General features: G+C 68.8%; 11 protein-coding genes and 6 pseudogenes. 11 read left to right on the top strand and 6 right to left on the bottom strand.

Annotated elements, in window-relative coordinates; translation table 11 throughout:
- Window positions 1-533: 533 nt before the first annotated feature.
- A pseudogene (locus tag IG05_RS0101780) lies at window positions 534-806 on the top strand (Scr1 family TA system antitoxin-like transcriptional regulator); the annotation flags it as partial.
- Window positions 807-1020: 214 nt separating this feature from the next.
- On the opposite strand, the gene IG05_RS0101775 reads toward IG05_RS0101780, so the two are convergent.
- Window positions 1021-1707, bottom strand: a complete 687-nt coding sequence (locus tag IG05_RS0101775) for a restriction endonuclease (protein WP_030338527.1) — start codon at window positions 1705-1707, stop codon at window positions 1021-1023.
- A gap of 841 nt (window positions 1708-2548) precedes the next feature.
- On the opposite strand from IG05_RS0101775, the gene IG05_RS47605 reads away from it, so the two are divergent.
- From IG05_RS47605 to IG05_RS50205, 4 genes and pseudogenes are all read left to right on the top strand, one after another.
- The gene (locus IG05_RS47605) at window positions 2549-3910 is read left to right on the top strand and encodes a hypothetical protein (protein ID WP_158838738.1); all 1362 of its coding nucleotides are present in this window, start codon (window positions 2549-2551) and stop codon (window positions 3908-3910) included.
- A gap of 69 nt (window positions 3911-3979) precedes the next feature.
- Window positions 3980-4261, top strand: a pseudogene (locus tag IG05_RS0101760) (helix-turn-helix domain-containing protein); the annotation flags it as partial.
- 652 nt (window positions 4262-4913) lie between these two features.
- Complete coding sequence (locus tag IG05_RS0101750; RefSeq protein ID WP_234335729.1) at window positions 4914-5468, top strand: hypothetical protein; 555 nt, start codon at window positions 4914-4916, stop codon at window positions 5466-5468.
- 160 nt (window positions 5469-5628) lie between these two features.
- Complete coding sequence (locus IG05_RS50205) at window positions 5629-6963, top strand: TnsA-like heteromeric transposase endonuclease subunit (protein ID WP_324604980.1); 1335 nt, start codon at window positions 5629-5631, stop codon at window positions 6961-6963.
- A gap of 352 nt (window positions 6964-7315) precedes the next feature.
- Here the strand turns inward: IG05_RS50205 and IG05_RS0101740 are convergent, their stop codons facing one another.
- Together IG05_RS0101740 and IG05_RS0101735 are read right to left on the bottom strand one after the other, a co-directional pair.
- Window positions 7316-8275: a hypothetical protein gene (locus IG05_RS0101740; RefSeq protein WP_030338521.1), complete on the bottom strand. Its 960-nt coding sequence runs from the start codon at window positions 8273-8275 to the stop codon at window positions 7316-7318.
- Between the two features lie 88 nt (window positions 8276-8363).
- On the bottom strand, window positions 8364-8597 hold the full coding sequence (locus IG05_RS0101735; protein WP_030338520.1) for a hypothetical protein: 234 nt from the start codon (window positions 8595-8597) through the stop codon (window positions 8364-8366).
- 36 nt (window positions 8598-8633) lie between these two features.
- On the opposite strand from IG05_RS0101735, the gene IG05_RS0101730 reads away from it, so the two are divergent.
- The gene (locus IG05_RS0101730) at window positions 8634-9182 is read left to right on the top strand and encodes a hypothetical protein (RefSeq protein ID WP_030338519.1); all 549 of its coding nucleotides are present in this window, start codon (window positions 8634-8636) and stop codon (window positions 9180-9182) included.
- 68 nt (window positions 9183-9250) lie between these two features.
- The gene (locus IG05_RS47600) at window positions 9251-10036 is read left to right on the top strand and encodes a hypothetical protein (protein ID WP_158838736.1); all 786 of its coding nucleotides are present in this window, start codon (window positions 9251-9253) and stop codon (window positions 10034-10036) included.
- 893 nt (window positions 10037-10929) lie between these two features.
- Here the strand turns inward: IG05_RS47600 and IG05_RS48965 are convergent.
- Window positions 10930-11391 (bottom strand): annotated as a pseudogene (locus IG05_RS48965) (helix-turn-helix domain-containing protein); the annotation flags it as partial.
- A gap of 76 nt (window positions 11392-11467) precedes the next feature.
- Window positions 11468-12243, bottom strand: a pseudogene (locus IG05_RS41805) (alpha/beta fold hydrolase).
- A gap of 89 nt (window positions 12244-12332) precedes the next feature.
- Here IG05_RS41805 and IG05_RS50200 point away from each other — a divergent pair.
- Entirely contained in the window at window positions 12333-12851 is a 519-nt protein-coding gene (locus IG05_RS50200) for a LysR substrate-binding domain-containing protein (RefSeq protein ID WP_324604981.1), read from the top strand.
- Here IG05_RS50200 and IG05_RS0101705 read toward each other — a convergent pair.
- Window positions 12841-13635, bottom strand: coding sequence for an SDR family NAD(P)-dependent oxidoreductase (locus IG05_RS0101705; RefSeq protein ID WP_030338516.1), 795 nt, complete (start codon window positions 13633-13635; stop codon window positions 12841-12843). The two genes, IG05_RS50200 and IG05_RS0101705, sit on opposite strands and share 11 nt — an antisense overlap.
- A gap of 189 nt (window positions 13636-13824) precedes the next feature.
- Here IG05_RS0101705 and IG05_RS0101700 point away from each other — a divergent pair, with 189 nt between their 5' ends.
- The 3 genes and pseudogenes from IG05_RS0101700 to IG05_RS0101690 form a co-directional block, all read left to right on the top strand.
- Window positions 13825-14403 carry a TetR/AcrR family transcriptional regulator gene (locus IG05_RS0101700; protein WP_037812689.1) on the top strand — a complete coding sequence of 193 codons (579 nt, stop codon included), beginning with the start codon at window positions 13825-13827 and terminating at the stop codon, window positions 14401-14403.
- A gap of 80 nt (window positions 14404-14483) precedes the next feature.
- Window positions 14484-14875 (top strand): annotated as a pseudogene (locus tag IG05_RS48960) (ATP/GTP-binding protein); the annotation flags it as partial.
- Between the two features lie 433 nt (window positions 14876-15308).
- A pseudogene (locus tag IG05_RS0101690) lies at window positions 15309-15569 on the top strand (SDR family oxidoreductase); the annotation flags it as partial.
- Window positions 15570-15620: the final 51 nt, after the last annotated feature.

Genomic DNA, 15620 nt, shown 5'->3' with positions numbered 1-15620 from the left:
AAAGCTAGATGCCGCCACTGACAACGCCGCCGGGAAGAACCGGAAATCAAGGGGATCCGGCACTCGTCAATGACTTGAACCTGCGCTATTCGCCTCAGCCAGTGCACTGGATTCAAGAACGGTGCACGGACCGGTTCGTGCCCTGTACCACCCAGGGGAAGAGGTCCAGCAAGACTTGCCTGAACTGCGAAAACGCGGAATCTGACGTGCTCGAGATCTGCGACGGCAAGGAGTCACACCATCACAAGGCGGGGCCGATTCGGCCTGTCGGCAGTAGCCGAAATCAAGTCATATCCTCACGAGAGACCGGCCACCCCCTCCCCGCGGAATAATGAACATCCATACCCTGACAAGGAATTCGCCTACTCGTTCGAATTCCACTAGCTGATCTTTATGGCCACGATTGCCTGCAGAAGATCATTCAGGCCGGTTAACACCACCTCGGATGAGGAGCGCAGCAGGCACCGCGCCGGGGGAAGTCCGATCGGCGATTGTTATGTTCGACCGCTCCGCCCGGTGTCGGGCCGCCCGGGCTCGGCTACCTCCTGACCGCAGGTGCCCTCCCCCAGGTCTCCGTCGGGATCATCCCCACGGCATCCCCCTCCCGTCACCAGTGGCCTCGCGAGACGTTCCACGTCTACGACGACCGTCTCGTCAGCGTCGAACTCGTCTCCGCACGCGTACGGATCACACAGCCGGACGAAATCGCCCTCTACCTTACGGCGTTCGAACAGCTGCGCAGCGCGGCCGTCTACGGAGCCGAGGCCCGAGCTCTGATCACCCAGGCCATCGACACGCTTCACTGACCGCACTCGGAGCCGACAGTCCTCGACCTGCGTGAGGAGATCGCAATCACGAAAGGACCGCTGGCCAGCTGCGCGGGTTGCCGCGCAGCTGCGGATCCGCTCGCTGCGTGCCCATGCCAGTGACGGCCTGATCCGCACTGCGGCAGCACCCTGGGGCAGGAGTACTATGGCTCGTGCCCGCTCCGGGGTGCCGAGTGCCTGGTGGAGGCCGGGCTCAGGAGAGATGTGACGGCCTGCGAGGCGCCGGGAGAGCAGGCAGCAGCTCCCACAGCGGCCTCGAACCTGCGGCCCATGACGCCAGCAGCTGGCGGTCGACGAGGTGCAGCCGCTGCTGACGGGCGAAAACGCGGCCGGGCTCGGTGATCCTGCCATTGGTCACCATCAACACGACATCACCCTTGTGGACCGGGCGGCCTGTCCCGTTGAGCACCTGCAGCTCCGGGGTGCCCACCGGTGCGCCCTGGGCACCGTTGCGGCGGTGCTTGCACTGGATCACCCAACGCCGCCCCAGCGGATCGGTCGCTTTCACATCCGCTCCCAGATCACCCCGTCCACCGACCTGGACGGCATCGCTGCAACCGTCCCGGTGCATCAGATCACGGATCGCGTACTCGAACTGCCGGTGAGACAGCACATCCAGCTGCCCCAGCTGATAGCGCAGTGCCCGCGCCCTGGCCCGTTCCTGCTCCACGCGCTGCGTCCGCTCCTGCCACCACCACAAGCCGCCCACAATCGCAAGGACGGCTCCCATCAGCAGCAGCCACCAGTGGGCGAGGAGCCATTCGACCACCATCACTGTGATCACGACCGCTGCGGCGGCGGCCGGGAGGACGGATTGCCCGCCCTTCTGGCGGCTGGTGCGGCTGGTGGTCCGCCGCCTGGCCGGAGGGCGCCGGGTCATCGCTCAGCCCTCAGGGTGGAGAAGTCGATCGGGTACGAGACCATCGGCTGAGGTGCCGGCTTCCTCGGCTCGGGAGCGTCGAACTTGATCGGGTACGACACGGTTGGGCGCGGCATGGCATCCCTTGAGGTACTGCCGGCATGGTGATCCAAGCGGATCGGGGAGGTCACAGCCGGCCGGCGCGGTGCGCTGTCCGTTCCGTTCGCCGTCGAGGTATGGCCAAAGCCGAACACGGCCAAGCCGAATAGAGCGAAGATGGTCATCTCCCTGCGCGCGCCCGGCGCCCATCGGGAGTGTCCGCGTACTGGCGTCCCATCGGAGCGCACGTACGGCCGGACAAATGGCATGTGGTCCTCCCAGTGATCGTGTGTCCCCCGCAATCACTGACATGCTGACGGCCGGCACTGACAACCGATCATCCCTGAGACTTCAACTTGCTTCGAATAGAGAGCAGTTCAGGACAGTGTGGGACCTGCAGTCGCGGCTGCAGGCGCATTTCCCGGAGAGGCATGGGGCGGGCCGAACCTGCTGGCATTCCTCACCGCGTGAGGATGGCGAAGCTGTGTCTCACCTGGGCAGTCGGTTAAGGCGAGGCCTCGCACCCGTTCGCTCAGGGCAGGATGGTGGGACAATATTTGATCCAGCTGTCCGATGACGGATCCGGCCAATTCTGCAAGCAGCATCCGCAGGCAGCGCCTGCAGCGCACCCATCAGGCCGCTGTGGCGGCCAGGAGACAGTCGAGGCGCTGTAGATCGCACACTGAGCTCGTCCAGCGCTGCTCACCGCTCACGCCGCTCAGGCTGGAGCGGCGGCACAGGTTGCTCAGCCACTGACCCAGCCGTGGAGGAGGTGGAGGACGCCGCCGCGGCCGCCTTCTTCGTCCTCGCCGACCCCGCCACACCGGCGGACCACCGGGAGAAGGCGTTGGTCACGCTGCTCAGCGAGCCCCGTGACCGGGTCACGCAACAGCAGGAGACAGTCGCCGCCGGCCGAACCGAGCTGACGCAGGCAGAGACCTCCCTGGCCGCCGAGCGTGCCTCGCTGGCGGCGGACACCCGCGCGGCGGACCGGAGCCGCACGCAAGCACAGCAGGCCCAGCACCGTCTGTCGGAAGAGCGGTGCAATGTCCTGGCAAGCCTGTCCGCTCTGCCCGGGCCGATCCGCGCGCATCTTCCCCAGCAGCCCGCCCTCCCGACGGCACATGATCTGGAGGCCGCCCAGGCCGTCCGGCAGAAACAGGACCGCCACGAGGAACTGGCCGAACGGCACAGGGAACTGCGCACGCTGCTGCAATCGCTCCTGGCCGAGCGGGAGCAACTTGCCGAGCGCAGACGCTATGAGGTCACCGAACCCCTGCACCGACTGGAGGCCGGACTGCACCGGTGGGCAGACAGCGCGCGCAGCGCAGCCGAACTGCTCGAGGAAGGACAGCGCCCGGCACTCCCCGCCCTCACAGCACCGGTGATGCAACAGCCACGCCGGAGTACGCAGCCGCCCTGGAAACGGTCACCACGCGGCTACTGGCATCCCTTGACGAGCATGAAACCGTCGCACGGGCGGCCGTGGCAGACCTGGTTGCACAGCTTGCCGTACACGCTGACGCACTGGCCTCCACCTACCCCAGCATCGCCGCCGGATCCCCTGGACCCCGAACTCCTGGACGGCCTGACCAGCCAGGCTGGCACGCTCCGCAGCGAGGCCGCCCGCGCGCTCCAGGAAGAACAGGACGCCCTGTCCCAGATCCCGCACAAGGACCGCCTCATGGCCGCGATCGACGCCGGACAGCGCCAGAAAGCCGCATGGCAGACCGTGGCCGCACACCTGACGGACGGAAAAGTTCCCGGTCACCTCACCGACCTTCGGACCCGCGCGCTGCTCGCACACGGCAGCGAGCTGCTGCAGCAACTGTCCGGCGGACGGCTGGGTTCGCCGACAACTTCGACATCGTCAACCTCGCAAGCCATAACCGCCGCAGCTCACGCACCCTCTCCGGCGGCGCAGCGCAGACGGCGTTGGCCTGGCGCGGGGACGGCCGGCGCTGTGCAACGTCTGAGGTCATGCGGGGTCCGTCAGGTATCAGGGCGAGGGAGGCCTGGAAGGTCTCCCAGGCGCCCGGCTGGTCGGGCCGCTCGGAGCGACGGCATCACAGGAAGCGGACGGTCGGTAGGCCTTCGCGGAATCTATCACCCCGTACGCTATTAGCCCGCTCTATGCACGTGATGTGTACGCGATATGTTCGCTTCATGGTTAAGGTGAGGGTGGAGGTGTGCCCTGTCTGAGTTGTTTGATGCTGTTGACGCGCTGGTCGCGTCCCGGTCCCCACTGCCGCCGCCAGCGGAGCGCAGGCGGGTGCGCCAGGCTCACGCACTCACCCTGGAGGAGGTGGCCGCCTCACTGAAGGTGCGGCGAGCGACCGTCGGCGCATGGGAGTCCGGCAGGACCGAGCCGCGGCCGCCGGAGCGGGAGGCGTACGAGCGCCTGCTGGAACAGCTCGCCGTGCTCTACCCCGCTCCCGAGAGCAGCGGTGTCCCCCAGAAGGACCGCGCGGTGCCGCAGTAGGTGCGGGAGCCGTCTGAGGTGGCGGAGTAGTCCTGGAAGTCGGTCAGTAGGACGACGCCGCGGGCGGCGGCGTAGCCGATCTCAATGCAGACGCCGAGTTCGAAGAGCCGTCGGCCTTTGACGTCGGCGACGAAGATATGGCGGCCCAGCTCGGCTATCTCTTGGCCGCGGGTGCCCGTCTGCTGGACGGCGTGGTCGGCGCCGTTGTCCCGGCCACGTGAGAGGGCATCTTGAACCTGAACCCCACCTGTTGCTTCTGCTTCCAGATCGTCGATCGACCAGGACAGTGCAGCGACGCAGGTCAGGCTTGGTGCTGTCGACCCGGTGCGAGGCGGTGATGTACGGCAGCGGGCCTACTCGCACTCAAGCTGTCTGCGCGAGAGAGTCCACCCGAACATCGACCTCTGGTGGGAGCTCTGAGACCGGTCCGCCCCGGAGCTGATGAGGATCCGCGAAAGACGGCCGGGGGCGGGGGGCGGGGTTGAACGGTACTCGGTGCCGTTCAGGTGCAGAGGGAACGGTAGGAGCAGCGTGGGCGCCAGCGAGATGTACGGGATACAGCGGGGGGGCGATCGCGGCTCTCCTGGAGGCCGTCGGCGACTCCGTGATGGTGCTCTCGTATCAGGAGGACCGATCATTTGCCGCCATGAGTCTGGACCGCTTCGGAGCGGCGGGGTGGGTCCGGCTGGACTGGCCATGGCTGGGGCCGCTGGCCGCGGCGGACCACGGCGGGCCGCTTTTGGCGTGGATGGGCAGCGTCATCCGTCTTCGCCGCGGCGCCGGCGGGCCGCCCGGGTACGGCAACGACCCGTGGTGGCTGCGGCAGGAACACCAGGCCGCGACCATGGCCGGCCAGCTGCGGGTCCTGGGCAAGGAGAAGAAGGCACCCGGCTCGGGAACGATGTGGCGGGCTGCGGTGCCCGCCGAGCAGCGGATGCTGATCACCAGCACGCTCGACAGCGTCCAGGAGCAGCTGCTGCAGCTGCGCGGGGTGCACAGCGGTCCGACCGCCGATGTCGCCCGGCGGCTGCTGCGCGGCCTCGGTCACAGTGCCGGCCTGATCGAGAACGCCTGGAAGCGGACCGCTCTGGCGGCGGTGAACGGCGGGGTGCCCCTTCAGGAGGTGGCCCGGTGGGTGGACATGCCCGTCGAGGTACTCCGGGAGATGCTGACCGCGGACGGCCGGGACAACGGCGGCTGAGCGCGATGAGGTGAGGGCCGAGTCGGCTGTTAGCCGATACGGCACTCGTTCGTGGCAGAAACACTGAAAACAGCGGTGTGCACCGGCGGGAGCGGCTTGGCTGGCGCGGGTGACCAGCACAGGAGCAGCCCGGCCCCGGAGCCGGGCAGGGCGGGCGGGCGTGGACCAGGGCGGCGGGTTCGAGGCGGTGTTCCTCGACCCGGTGGGGCGCCCTGTGCAGCAGCGGTGGGCGGATGCCGCCATGACCGTGGCGTTCGAGGACCTGCCGCCGGTATCGGCGTTCCCGGTAATCCCGGGGCGGCGCTGGGGACCGGGCCTGTGGTGGTCGGCGAGCACCGGCAGGCACGTGGCCGCGGGATCGAACGCGATGCGCGCCCATCTGATGGTCCTGGACCGCGACGCGGACGTGACGGGCCTGGCGGGACGGCCGGTACGGCTGCTGTGGCGTGATCCACGCGGGCAGGTCCGTTCCTGGGTGCCGCAGCTCTTCGCCCGCCGTGCCGACGGCACCGCACTGCTCGCCGACTGCCCCAGCCACCCCGACGCGGGCGGGGAACGCGCCCGGGGCGCCGCCGAGGCGGTCGCGCAGGCGTGCGCGCACATCGGCTGGACCTACCAGCGCCTGGCACCGCTCGACGACGTGCTGGCCGCCAACCTGAAATGGCTGGCCGGCTACCGCCACCCCCGCAACGCCGGCCGCCCCAGTCTGGCGGCAGCGGTCGTCGAGGCGTTCACGCGGCCACGGCCGCGAATCGAGGGCACCGAAACGGTCGGCGACCCGATCGAAGTCCTTCCCTGCGTGTTCCACGCCCTGTGGCACGGCCGGTTAACGGCTGGTCTGGACACGCCGCTGCACGAACGCGTCCTCGTCGGCCCGCAGTTCGATCGTGCCGACCATCGCCCAGGCCACCAGGGGCACAGCGGCGCGAAACCGGTCGCGCAGTCCGAAGGTATCGCCTTCCTTGCGTCGCTCTGGGTCGTGATGCACCACGTCTCCGTAGATCCAGGCCATGGCCAGCCCATGCGCATCGAGGTCACGCTCTTCGCCCGTGGACGTGTCAGCGACCATGACCCAATAGCCGGATTCGTCGCGCGTGGAGGGGCTCACCCGTGTCCGCCACTCAGCGCGTGCGGCCCGTATCCACGCCGCATCTTGCGGCGCTGCTCGACAGGTGTAGCCCAGAGCCGAGAGCGCCTTCATGTGGAAACAGTCCTCCTGCTCCAGCAGTATTGGCCTGATACGCGCTGCCGCAGATTCGACCACTTCCTCGGGCGGGAGCTCGTACGAGATCCGGACCTCACCGCGGTCGACACGGACGTTGATGCTCATGCGGGTCAGCTCGACAAGGGCGTCCCAGTCGGCGGCCAGCGAATGCTCCTCCACCCTGCGGGCCCTCAACACGAAAGCTTCCAGCAAGCGCTGGTGCTTCTCGTCAAGAGTTTCCGTCTGCCCGCGGCTCACGCTTCCCCCTCGCATCGATCGCTTCCAGCATGACGTGCCTTCTCCGTCGTAGCCATCCAATTCGCCGGGCTGGTCCATGCCACAAGGAGAAGCGCGGCTGGTCGGGAGGCGTGCCCAGCTCAGCGGCGCAGGCGCGAGAGCCAGCCGGTGGCCTTCTGCTCCGGCACGGCCGACTCTTGCTCCTGGCGCGTCGCGTTCGGCCAGGCTTCCTCCCAGTCGGTCCCATGTCGCTGGTCGCAGTCCCCGCACAGGGTCGGACGGGCCTTCGGAGTGAGGCGTCCCAGCCAGTGCACTCCACCGCCTGCCACCACTCGTACGTGAACGCTGCCTTGCACTCGGTGCAGGGCGTAGCGCATGAGGGCATGCTGTATGGATTTCTAGGGCCTCAGCTCTTGCCGGTCTCGCTCAAGAACAACTCTTCGAACCGCTGATACTCGCGGCGCAGGCTGCCCTTCCCTGTGTAGGCGGCGTGCGTTGCAAGGAAGAGACGCGGTCCCGCCCAAGCACCGTTCGACCACAACTGGATCAGCCATGCCGGAGCTGTGCCGATGTCCTGGGACAGTTCAACCCACACCGCCGTGTCGGCAGCATGCTCGCCGTGAGCCATCGACGAGCCGCTCGTCCAGGCGTACCCCTCGATACCGATACGGCGCTCAAGGTTCTCGCTGAGCCAGTCAATCGAAAGGGGTGTGATCTCGGGGGTGCGACGGCCCCTCTTCACAGGCCAGCCCCGGTCCTTGGCGTAAGCCAAGATGTCGCTGATGTCCTTCGCAGGATCGCGGTTGGTCCCGTGCGCGTCATCCAGGTCGCCGTCGTTCTCAACGAGCTGGTCGGCATCGGTATCGCCGCCGAGCATTTTCCTGAGACGGATACCTGCCGAGAGTCGTGCGAGGCGACGCGTGAGGGCACGTTGCAGGCGTTCGTCAGTGCTGATAGTCGGGTCGATTACCGCTGTGGCCCACAGGCACGCCTCGAAGACACCACGCGCGACCGAGACCGCGCCCATCAGCGATTTCTCTGCACGAAGCAGGACGGCGAAACCCCGAAGCTGATCGGCGGCGCTGAGGATGTTGACCGCTGATTCATACCGGAGAACCGTTGCAGCTGGTTCGGCGCGGTCACCGAGCATGACGTCCGGGACCTTCATGTCCTCTCGCGCCGGGCTCTTACGCTCCGATTTCCAAGGCTTGAGGCCCAGTTGCGTGAAACCGTCGGCTATTTCGTCGACCGCTGCCGCAAGCGCGTCACGACGCGCATGTGCCTCCTGTCTGCCTTGGCGCAGCTGGACGAGAATATCCATCGCCCACGCCTCGCCGTCCCTGCTCGTATCGCCTTCGCTTGTCACACGCCACACCCTGCCAGATGGCTACGACCAGGAAGTAGCGCTTTCCGTTCAGCCTGGCAGTTGCCACTGACAGCCCGGTCCGGCCGGGTCACCTGCGGAAGCGGGAGAGCCAGGTGCCGCCGGCCTTCTGCTCGGGCACGGCCTGGTCGTGCACCTGGTGCTCGGGCCAGGCCTGCTCGGCTTGGCGTTCGGCGGTGATGGCTTGCTGCTTGCAGTCGTCGCACAGGTGCGGGTGGGTGTCGCGTGGGGCGCCCCACCCGGCGGCCTCGATGGCCTTCCACCGTTCGTCGGTGAACCGACCGCCACCAGCGCCGTCGGCCACCGCTGCGAGGCGAGTGCCCGCCGCACCGCGGTGTCAGTGGCCGGCCTGACCGCGGCCGCCATCACCGGCATCCTCTCGCTGGTCACCACCCTGCCAGCGGCCGGGACGACCGCCCTCGGCACTCTCGCCGGCCTGCTGCTCGCCGCCCTCTACCTTCTTGACCCGCCCCAGCCACCGCACGCTGGACAGCTGAAGATCACCACGGCCGCGCTGATGACCCTGCTGCTCCTGACCGGCGGCCCAGCGCTCACTATCCTCGTCACCGAAGTCTCCCTGTGGGCGACTGCCCTGGCCATCAGCATCCTCGGCGGCCCCCCTGGTCGCCTGCGCCAGCGCTCTGCGCCATTTGGTCGAACACACGCTCCACCGCGCGGCCTGGCACGGGACCTCGCGACGACTGCCGGCGCCCTGCAGATCACCACCGTGCTGTTCGCCGCCCACCACGCCGGCTTTCCGCCCCTGACCCTCATCGCTGCCGGCATCGTGCTGTGGCCGGCCACGGTGCTCCTCACCGCGGTCCTCACACCGCGCCGAACCCGCCAGGCGCCTCTCGCGTCGACCCGGTCCGCCGTTACCCCCACATGACCTGCGCGGTTCCACGACAGCGTGAAGCTGCATCCAATTTGGCCGGTCGACGGCTGATGGGGTTGGGTATGCGCGTCAGTGAGTTCGATCATGGACCGGTCATCTCCGGGCGTGATCAGAGCATCGGAGGAGTCCGGGTGAAGGCTGTAATACGGGGGGCCGCCGTCGCGGCGATGATGGCGCTTGCCCTGACCGGGTGCAAGGACGGGAACGCCCCGGCGGACGGCGCGGCGAAGGGAAGCCCGGCCACGGAAGGGGCGACGGCACAGTCGCCGGCCAAGGGAGGCGGAGGGTCATCGGCACCCTCCGATGGCCAGGGCGTGACGCCGAACTTTCCCCCGGTTTGGGTGGATGCAACGGGTCTGTACTCAGCACTCCCGTCCGACGGCAGCGTCGGCGACGTCATGGTTGGCGGCGAGCCCTTCGTGATCCAGGGAGGCGAAGCGGCCACGTACTGCGAGAAGGAGACCGCCTCGCCGTGCCCCGGGATCCAGGCCGCCGGACACCGGGACATGGAGGCGCGCGGCAACTCCGACAGCACCCGCGTGGAATTCACCCTCTTCACCTTCCCCACCGCCGAGGAGGCTGGCAAGGCCATGAAGAACCTCGCGGACCAGCGGCGCAAAAAGTGGGCGGAGGAAGGCGCCCCGGCGAAGCCGGTGACCCTGAAAACTGACGCCGACGCGACCGACGCCATGCAGGACGGGGACAGCATCGACGTCGTCATGCGCGTCGGCGCGGTCGTCGCCTACCTCGACGCGGACGGCGCCTCACCGGACAACGTCGAGTACGCGGCCAAGGTGCAGATCGCCCGCGTGAAGTCCGTCTCGAACGGCATCAACCCGGACCGCTGACCCACCGGGCGGACCGCATAGGAGCGCGGCTGGCATCGCAACCTCCTGGGCCTCGTGACGTCGGCAGCCGTGGTCTTCGCACTGCATCACCTCGGTGCCGTTCAGTTCAGCCTGACGGTTGAACAGCGCGGTCGTCTCGGCGGCAAGGCGGCGGCCCGGGGCGATGTCAGTGGCCGCCTCTATGCTGCGCCGCACAGCGAGGCACGACCCCGCTCACCCTTCAAGAGCGGGGAGTTGGACCCATGGCGCGCACCGGCAGACCACGGAAGGACCCCCGCGAGCCGGAAGACATCATGCGGGCGGCCGGCCTGGAGCCGCTGGAGCCCTACCCCGGCATTGCCGCCCCGTGGCGGTGCCGCCATACGGTGTGCGGGCGGGAGGTCACTCCCCGCCTAGGCAATGTCACCACCGGGCAGGGCGGCTGCGTGTACTGCTCCGGGCGGGCCCGGATCGACCCCGAAGCCGCGGCCGGCGTGATGCGGGCGGCCGGCCTGGAGCCGCTGGAGCCGTACGCCGGCACCGCGTTCCCGTGGAAGAGCCGCTGCACCAAGTGCGGGGCCATCGTCTCCCCGCGCCTGGGCTCCCTGACCGGCCGGAGCCGGCGTCCGTCCTGCAAGCCCTGTTCGGACCGGGCGACCGGTGCGGCACAGCGCCACGGGGTCAAGTACCCCTGGCGGTGCCTGTGCCACGGCTGCGGCACCATCACCTCGCCGACCTTCGGATCTATCCTCGCCGGCCAAAGCGGATGCAGACGCTGCGCCGACCTCCGCGCCGCCGCCGCACGGCGGGAAGACCCGAGCGCGCCGCCGCCTCCATGCGCGAGGCCGGCCTCGAGCCCCTGGAGCCCTACACCACGGCCATGACGCCGTGGCGCTGCCGCTGCCGCTGCACCACCTGCGGCCGCGCCGGTGTGCTTTGGGGCGGCGGACCTGGGTCTCGGTGCCGTCGATCCGCAGTTTCACATTCTCCGCGGCCGCGTAGGCAAACACGTCCGCCAGGGTGTGCAGCCGCAGGCCGGGCCGGTCGGGGACGGCGAAGCCCCGCTCGGCCAGGACAGGGCGGATCTCGCCGATCGCTCGGGTGATGGTGGACCGCTCCAGGCCGTAGAGCTCCGCGAGAGCGGCGTGCGGGAGTTGATGCCGCAGGTGGACCAGGGCGACCAGCACCCGGTCGGTAAAGACCAGGTCGTGCTTCGGTCCGGCACCCGGCCGCTGCCTGCGGCCACCGCAGCGCCGCTTGTGCAGCGCGGACTCGCACCGTGCGGCCCACGGACCGGCCAACTCCTCGATCAAACCGCCGAGATGTGCACGGGAGATGGCCGTGAAGGCAGGACGGACAAGGCCGCACGGGCCCATTCCTTCGTCGTCACACACGAGGAACCCGTGCGGCCTCCTCCACGTCACGCCCCTATGTTGCCGGCATGCATGCCGGCTACGGCTGGGAATGGTCTGCGAGCGCCGCTGCGGTGGCGCGTACGAAGGCTTGGGGGTTGTCCAGCATGATGTTGTGGCCACAGTCCGGGATCGGGACGACGGACACCCCGGCTCGGGTGAGTGCGTCGGTGCCCGGGAGCGGCCCGTCGGCCTCGGGCAGCAGGTAGGCGCGGGGAATCTTCAGGTCCACCAGCAGTTCGCGCATGGTGGGAACGGTCCCGCGGATGAGGTGGGTAGCGCTGCGGTGGAGGGCTACCCGGCCGGCGAGGCGCATGGTGGACCACCAGTGGGGCCCGACCCGGTCGCGGACCTCTTCCCAGCCGCCTGTCAGGAACTCCTGCTCGGAGTACGCGGCGATGCCGCTGCTGCCACTGGAGCCGGGCGCGCGCGGGATCGGGTCGAGGTTGGCGTCGATCAGGACCAGGCGGGAGACCAGGTGGGGGTGACGGGCGGCCAGGACGATGGCCACGGAGCCGCCCATGCTGTGCGCGATCAGCTCGGCGCCGGTGACGCCTGCAGAATCAAGGGCTGCAGCGAGGGCGTCGGCGTGCGATTCCAGGGTGTAGTCGAAGCTCGACGGTCGGTCACTGATGCCGTGCCCGAGCAAGTCGATCAGCAGCGAACGGTGGCCAGCCAGCAGAGGGTGGACCGCGACCTCGGCGAAGTAGGCAGGCGACGTCGCAGACCGTGTATGTAGACGCGGGACGGCTCCTGTCCCGGCAACTCCACCCAGCGGATCTGGTCACCGTCGGCCGTCACGGTGGTGGTACGCACAGTCTGCTCCCCTGCAGTCAAGATCGGTGGTCAGACGAGAGTAGCCACCAAGCTCGGCACGTCGCCGCTGGCCCTTACCGCAAACTCCTATCCCGGCACCGACAAACGACCTCGACCTAGCCGCGTCACCCAATGCCCGATTCGCTCACAACCTCGTTAGCCGTGGTCTTGCGGGCGGGCCGAGCCGGCGGAACACCCCCGCGCCGGCGGGGAGGACAGGTCGTCGCCCTGGCCGCACTGCCGCTGGTCGCCTACGGGGAAGAGTTGCCCATCCTGCGCCGCTACTGGCGCAGGAGTTCGGCCGCCGTCCCGCCAATCCGGCCGCCCTCGTCGCGCCCGACCTGCGTGCGGTCCTGGCGGCCCTCGAAGCGGGCGCCGGGATTTCCGCCCTGCCGCGCTACCTGGCCGAGCCCGCGCTGTCCGAGGGCCGTATCGCCCTGCTCCACCGCCCGGTGGCGCCTCCGCTCAACACCGTCTACCTCGCGGTGCGCCGCGGAGCGCCGGCCAATCCGGCGCTCACCGTCGTACGCGAGCGGCTCACTGACGCGGCAGCCCGATGGGGCGGACTCATGACCGGATGCGGCGGCGTAGCCTGCGTCACGGCGTGAGGGAGGTGAGGGTGCCTCCTTCGACCTTCAGCGCCGCGCCGGTGGTCGCCGACGCACGGTCGGAACTGGTGAACACGATCAGATCGGCCACCTCGGACGGCCGGATGAGCCGCTGGATCAGTGATGTCGGCCGGAACCGTGCGATGAACTCGCGCTGCGCGGCGTCGAACGTCTCGGCCTCGGGGATGAGGGCGGTGATGTACTCCTCGATGCCTTCCGTATGGGTGGGGCCCGGCAGCACGGAGTTGACGGTGACGCCGGTGCCGGCGGCGGCCTTGGCCAGACCGCTGGCCACCGCCAGCAGGGCGGTCTTGGTCATGCCGTAATGGACCATGTCGAGTGGTGTGTCGATGGCCGTCTCGCTCGAGACGAACACGATGCGGCCGAACCCGCGCTCCATCATCCCGGGCATGTACTGGCGCGCGAGCCGGACGCCGCTGAGGACGTTGACCTCGAAGAAACGACGCCATTCCTCGTCCTGGATCTCCAGGACCGGGGTGGAGGCGAAGATCCCGGTGTTGTTGACCAGGACGTCGACCTCGGGCACCGCCTCCAGCAGCGCTCGTGCGCCCTCGGCGGTGGATACGTCGGCGGCGACGGTGACGAGGTCTGCGCCGGGCACCCGGGCGCGGATGCCGTCGGCAGCCGACTTGAGCCGGGCCTCGTCGCGTCCGTTGAGGACGGTGCGGGCCCCCGCTCGGGCGAAGGCTTCCGCGGTGGCCAGGCCGATGCCCAGCGTGGAACCGGTGACCAGGGCGGTACGGCCGGTGAGGTCGATGTGCATGAGTGAGATCCCTTGGGTAAGTGCGGCGCCCGTCAACCGGTGGCGCCCTGAGATCCATCTACTGAGACGGATCGTTCTCTCTCAGAATGAGACGGAACGTTCTCTCTTGTCAACCGCTTGATGGAGAGAACGATCCGTCTCATAATGGATCGGTTCCTTTTCCCCAACCGGACGAACAGGAGGCTCCAGGTGCGACGATCTGCCGAGGAGACGCGACGGCACATCCTGGACGTGGCCGGCGACCTGTTCTACTCCCGTGGCGTACGCGCCGTCGGAATGGACCTGGTGATCGGCACGGCAGGCGTCGCCAACGCGACGCTCTACCGCCAGTTCGCCACCAAGGACGAGTTGGTCACCGCCTACCTCGTCACCCGTAACGAGGACTGGTGGCGGCGCCTGCGCGAAGCAACGGCAGCAGCACCCGGCCCCCGCGCCCGCATAGAAGCCCTGTTCGCCCTCACCCGGCAGGACATGGCGACGCCCGGCTACCGCGGCTGCGCCACCCTGAACGTCACCAGCGAGTTCCCCGACGAGGACCATCCCGCCCACGCCGCGGCCGTTGCCCATAAGACAGAGGTGCAGACCTGGCTGAGTAAACAGCTCCGCGAAGCAGGCGACGCGAACCCTGACGACACCGCCGGCAAGCTCCTGGTGATCCTCGATGGTGCCCAAGTCCTCGCAGCCGCGATGGCGACCGAAACCCCGGGCGACCACATGATCCAACTGGCGGAGCAGCTCCTCGACGCGAGGCTGCCGGCATCTGCGTAACCGGAGGAAGACGGCCTCCTGGTCGTGCGGCATACCTCCCAGACCATGGCGCCAGCCGCTTCTCTCTGGCGGCAAGCCTCCCGGCCACGTTCGTCTACGCCGGCATCAACGTCACCGACACCCCCCCCTCTTCAGCGGCACCCGCGGCGCCCAGCTCGCCGGACGCGCCACCCTCGTCGACTGCGGCCCCCTCCCCGCCCGACACGGCACCAGCGAACCCTTCCGCGAGGTCATCACCGACATCGAAAACGCCCTCGACCTCCACCAGCACAAACCCGGAACCCTCCCCCGGCACACCCCCTACCTCCACCAACGCACCGCCGGCCGTATCGGATCCCTCACCAGACTCATCCGCCAAGCCGCCATCACCGCCATCCACGACGGCACCGAACGCATCACCAAAATCGCCCTCGACGCCGTACGCCTCGACCACCTCGCCGAAACCCATCACCGCCCCACCCGAAGCCGCTAACGCCCCACCCACCAGGCGAAACTGACCAGCAAAAACACCAAACCAGCCATTACATGCCAGAACTACCTACAACCCACCCCGCCACACTCCACGCAGAACACATAACCCCAGCTCAAACCCCCGCCCACCCCCACCCAACCGCCCACTCCACTTCTCAGCGAACCCACAACACCCCAGGCCAACAAACACTCAGCACACCAACAAACCCCCCTCCGAGCGTTACCGACGCCCCCGTCCCCTACACCGGACTCGGCCTCTACGACCCCGCCAGGAAGCCAGCCCTCAACTGGTGACCCCCACCCACACACCACCACCGCCAGCCACTCCCCCAGCCCGGCAGGCCAGCCTGCCCGCACCGCCGCCGAAGCCCCCTGGCCGCACGCCCACGAGGCCGAACCGCAGGGGCCGATCACCACCTGGCAGGGCTGGCAGAGTACGGGTCAACGTCGTCTCCCCGGGCGTGATCGCGACGGAGGGCACCACGGCCCTCGTCGCCCGCATCGCCGACGCACAGGGCATCGACCGGGCTGCGGCCTGGGACCAGGTGCTGGCCTCGCTCGGTGGCATTCCCCTCGGCCGTCCGGCACGCCCCGAGGAGGTGGCCGAGCTGGTCGCCTTCCTCGTCTCCGACCGCGCCGCCGCCATCACGGGCGCCGAGCACACCATCGACGGCGGCACCGTCCCCACCCTCTGACCCCGCCCCGCACCTGGACGAGTCATTCCGAATACTGACGTGAGCCATCAC

It is taken from the genome of Streptomyces sp. NRRL S-1022, from assembly GCF_000720135.1.
In the GTDB taxonomy this organism is placed as follows: Bacteria; Actinomycetota; Actinomycetes; order Streptomycetales; family Streptomycetaceae; genus Streptomyces.
This window is presented reverse-complemented; position numbering and strand designations above follow the sequence as displayed.